General features: G+C 65.0%; 5 protein-coding genes. All 5 read left to right on the top strand.

All coding sequences use genetic code 11. The features are described 5' to 3' along the window. Positions 1 to 958 (top strand): TolC family protein (locus MOV75_RS28755; RefSeq protein WP_247007027.1); only part of this gene is annotated, 958 nt, incomplete at its 5' end. Positions 959 to 971: 13 nt separating this feature from the next. After that, a complete protein-coding gene (locus MOV75_RS28750) occupies positions 972 to 2306 on the top strand; it encodes a copper oxidase (protein WP_246931054.1) in 1335 nt (444 codons plus the stop codon). A 32-nt stretch (positions 2307 to 2338) separates the two neighbouring features. Beyond that, positions 2339 to 2794 carry a cupredoxin domain-containing protein gene (locus tag MOV75_RS28745; protein ID WP_246931056.1) on the top strand — a complete coding sequence of 152 codons (456 nt, stop codon included), beginning with the start codon at positions 2339 to 2341 and terminating at the stop codon, positions 2792 to 2794. Between the two features lie 15 nt (positions 2795 to 2809). Then, a complete protein-coding gene (locus MOV75_RS28740) occupies positions 2810 to 3112 on the top strand; it encodes a copper-binding protein (RefSeq protein WP_246931053.1) in 303 nt (100 codons plus the stop codon). 272 nt (positions 3113 to 3384) lie between these two features. Further along, a partial coding sequence (locus MOV75_RS28735; RefSeq protein ID WP_247007025.1) for an FHIPEP family type III secretion protein occupies positions 3385 to 4322 on the top strand: 938 nt, incomplete at its 3' end.

The following is a 4322-nucleotide window of genomic DNA, read 5'->3' as shown; positions in this document are numbered from 1 at the left end:
GACGTTGCGGCTCGCCGCCGACGTCCGCCGCGCCTATGTGCGCAGTGTTGCCGGCACCGAGATGGTGGCGCTGCTGACGGACGCGAAGGCGACCGCGGAATCCACCGCGCAGCTTGCGGTCAAGCTCGGCGAGACCGGCTCGATCAACAAGCTCGACCAGGCCCGCGAGCAGGTGTTTTACGCCGAAACCACCGCCGACCTCGCCACCGCACGGCAGAGCACAGCGAGCGCACGCGAAAGGCTCGCGCGCCTGATGGGCCTGTGGGACGGCGGCCTCGACTTCCGTCTTCCCAATCAACTGCCGCCGCTGCCGCGCCGGCCGCAGGGACTGCCCTCGATCGAAGCCGACGCCGTGGCCCATCGCATCGACCTGCAGATCGCACGGCTGGAGCTGAATGCGCTGGCGAAGGCGCTGAATCTGACCGAAGCGACGCGCTTCGTCACCCTGCTCGATCTCGCCGGCATCTCCCGTCGCACCCAGGATCCGGAAGGTGCCCCGTTCCGCGAGCGCGGCTTCGACGTCCAATTCCAGATCCCGATCTTCGATGGCGGCGAGGTGCGGGTGCGGCAGGCGGCGGAGACCTACAATCTCGCCTTCAACCGCCTCACCGAGCGCGCCGTCAACGTGCGCTCCGAGGCGCGCGATGCTTATCGCGTCTATCGCTCGACCTTCGATATCGCCAGCCACTACCAGCGCGAGATCATCCCCTTGCGCAAGATCATCACCGAGGAGATGCAGCTGCGCTTCTCCAGCATGCAGGTCGACATTTTCGCGCTGCTCACCGAGGCACGGCAGCGCCTGGCATCGCTGCGCGGTGCGATCGAGGCCCGGCAAAGCTTTTTCCTCGCCCAGTCCGACTTGCAGACCGCCGTCAATGGCGGCGGCACGCCTGCCGCCGGCGGCGACACGTCAACCACCATCGCCGCGGCAGCACCTGCCGATGCTGGCGGCCACTGAGATGGAGACCAAAATGTTTTCGCGCCGAGGATTTTTAGGCAGCGCCGCGCTGGCCAGCGCGTCGGTCGTCAGCGGCCGCGTGCAGGCCGCGTCGATTCCGGAAGCTGCGCATATGGACAAGGTGGTGATGCAGCCGCCGCTGCATCCCATTGCCGGCCCCGATTATCGTCCCGTGGTGACGCTGAACGGCTGGTCGCTGCCGTTCCGGATGAATGGCGACTGGAAGGAATTCCATCTCGTCGCCGAGCCCGTGGTGCGCGAATTCGCCGAGGGCATGAAGGTGAATCTGTGGGGCTACAACGGCCAGTCGCCGGGCCCGACGATCGAGGCGGTCGAAGGCGACAAGGTCCGAATCTTCGTCACCAACAGACTGCCCGAATACACCACCGTACACTGGCACGGCATGATCATCCCGAGCGGCATGGACGGCGTCGGCGGACTGACCCAGCCGCACATCCAGCCCGGCAAGACCTTCGTCTACGAGTTCGAGATGAAGAAGAGCGGGACCTTCATGTACCACCCGCATTCCGACGAGATGGTGCAGATGGCGATGGGCATGATGGGCATGGTCGTCGTGCATCCGCGCGATCCAAACTTCCGTCCCGTCGACCGCGACTTCGTCTTCGTGATGAGCACTTATCGCGTCGACCCCGGCACCTATCTGCCGCACGTCAACGAGATGACCGATTTCAACATGTGGACCTGGAATGCGCGGGTGTTTCCCGGCATCGATCCCTTGCCGGTCCGGCTCGGCGACAAGGTGCGCGTGCGCATCGGCAATCTCAGCATGACCAACCATCCGATCCATCTGCACGGCCACAGTTTTGCGGTGACCTGCACCGACGGCGGCTGGATTCCCGAGAGCGCGCAATATCCGGAAACGACGACCGATGTGCCGGTCGGCGCGGTCAGGGTGTTCGACGTGCTTGCCGACAATCCCGGTGACTGGGCGTTTCATTGCCACAAGTCGCATCACACCATGAACGCGATGGGACACGATGTGCGCAACCTGATCGGCGTGTCGCGCAAGGATCTCGCCAAGGCCGTCGGCAAGCTCGCGCCTGACGGCATGGCGATGGGCTCGACCGGCATGGCGATGGGCAACATGGAGATGCCGACGCCCGACAACACGCTGCCGATGATGACCGGCACCGGCCAGTTCGGGCCGATCGAGATGGGCGGCATGTTCACGGTGATGAAGATCCGCGAAGACCTCGCGCGCGACGATTACCGCGACCCCGGCCCGTACAAATTCCCGCAAGGCACCGTCGCCTACGAGGTGGCGGCGCCGGCCGCAGAGCCGGCCCGGCAGAAACCGGGCAGCCCGCCGATGAAGCACAAGATGTGAGCGTTTCGATGAACCACCAACTGGAGACCACGATGAAGACCACGATCAAACTCGGCCTCGCGCTGGCTGCGCTGTCGACTGCGCCGGCCTTTGCCCACGACCAGCATGGGCACGGCAACTTTTCGGCCGGCGAGCCCGGCAATCCCAAGAAACCCGCACGCACGATCGAGATCTTGCTGAACGAGATGGACTACACACCCGCCAGGATCGAGGTCAAACGCGGCGAGCAGGTCCGCTTCGTGCTGCGCAATGTCGGCAAGGAGGACCACGAATTCCTGCTCGCCACCACCAAGGAGAATCTCACGCATGCCGTGGAGATGAAGAAGCATCCGCACATGGAGCATGACGACCCCAACGGCGTGCGCCTCGCCCCGAGCAAGACGGCCGAGATCCTCTGGAAATTCAGCAAGCCCGGCACGTTCGAATATTCGTGCCTGATCCCCGACCACCGCGACAACGGCATGGTCGGCCACGTCACCGTCAAATAAGCAATGGAGTCTCCCATGAACCGCATCATCCGTATCACTGCCGCGCTGGCACTGACGTTGAGCGTTACCACTGGAGCCTTGGCGGCCGCGGCAGCCTCGATCAACGGCGAGGTCAAGAAGATCGACGAGGGCGCGGGCAAGATCACGCTCAAGCACGGACCGGCGAAGAGCCTCGGCATGGAGGAGCCCATGACCATGGTCTACCGCGTCAAGGATCCCGCGATGCTGAAGCAGGTGAAGGTCGGCGACAAGGTGACCTTCGAGGCCGAGGAGGCGGCGTCGGGGTACACGGTGACCAAGATGGACAAGGCGAGGTAGTCCACTGTCATTCCGGGGCGCGCCCCTTGGCGCGAACCCCGGAATGACGGGCTAAATCGCCCGCCCCGCCCTCCGCCCACCCCCGCGTTAACCCTTTGCTAACCATACACCCGGCAAGAATTGCCGAGTGAAGTCGAGTGTCGTCAGCCGCGTAAAACGGGAGGAACCCCGTGGACGCCAGTGCGGTGCCTCACTTTCGGAACGGCGGCCCTTCGGCCGCCGCACAGACGTTTGGGGCGCGCGGACGGCAGTCGCGCGGGGAGGCAGCTACCATGGTCGACGTCACCGCGGGACAGGGCGTAGGCACCGCAAGGCCCGGCATCCCCTCCCTCAACGAGATCGTCACCATCCTCAAGCGCGGCGACATCGCGCTGGCGCTGGGCGTGCTCACCATCCTGGTGGTGCTGATCCTGCCCCTGCCCGCGCTCGTGCTGGACCTGTTCCTGGCGATCTCGATCACGCTCTCGATCTTGATCCTGATGACGTCGCTGTTCATCCAGACGCCTTTGGAATTCTCGGCCTTCCCGACCGTCCTCTTGATCTCGACCATGCTGCGCCTGTCGCTCAACATGGCCTCGACCCGCCTGATCCTGTCGCACGGGCACGAGGGCACGGCCGCCGCCGGTCACGTCATCGAAGCCTTCGGCAGCTTCGTGATGGGCGGCAATTTCGTCATCGGCATCATCGTCTTCGCGATCCTGATCATCGTCAATTTCGTCGTCATCACCAAGGGTTCGGGCCGCATCGCCGAAGTCGCCGCCCGCTTCCACCTCGACGCCATGCCCGGCAAGCAGATGGCGATCGACGCCGACCTCGGCGCCGGCCTGATCGACGAGAAGGTCGCCAAGGAGCGGCGCAAGGAGCTGGAGGACGAGAGCGGCTTCTTCGGCGCCATGGACGGTGCTTCCAAATTCGTCCGGGGCGATGCCATCGCCGGCCTCCTGATCGTCTTCATCAACGTCGTCGGCGGCATGATCATCGGCGTGGCGCAGCAGGGCATGTCCTTCGCCGATGCCGGGCGCAGCTACACGCTGCTGACCGTCGGTGACGGCCTCGTCACCCAGGTGCCGGCGCTGATCGTCTCGACCGCGGCCGGCCTGCTCGTCTCCAAGGCCGGCGTCTCCGGCGCTGCCGACAAGGCGCTGATGAAGCAGTTCTCCGGCTATCCGCAGGCGCTCGCGATGTCCGCGGCAGTGATGCTGGTGCTGGC

The sequence above is a fragment of the Bradyrhizobium sp. PRIMUS42 genome, assembly GCF_023006515.1.
Classification (GTDB): domain Bacteria; phylum Pseudomonadota; class Alphaproteobacteria; order Rhizobiales; family Xanthobacteraceae; genus Bradyrhizobium.
The sequence above is the reverse complement of the archived record's forward strand: the minus strand, read 5'-3'. Positions and strand labels throughout refer to the sequence as shown.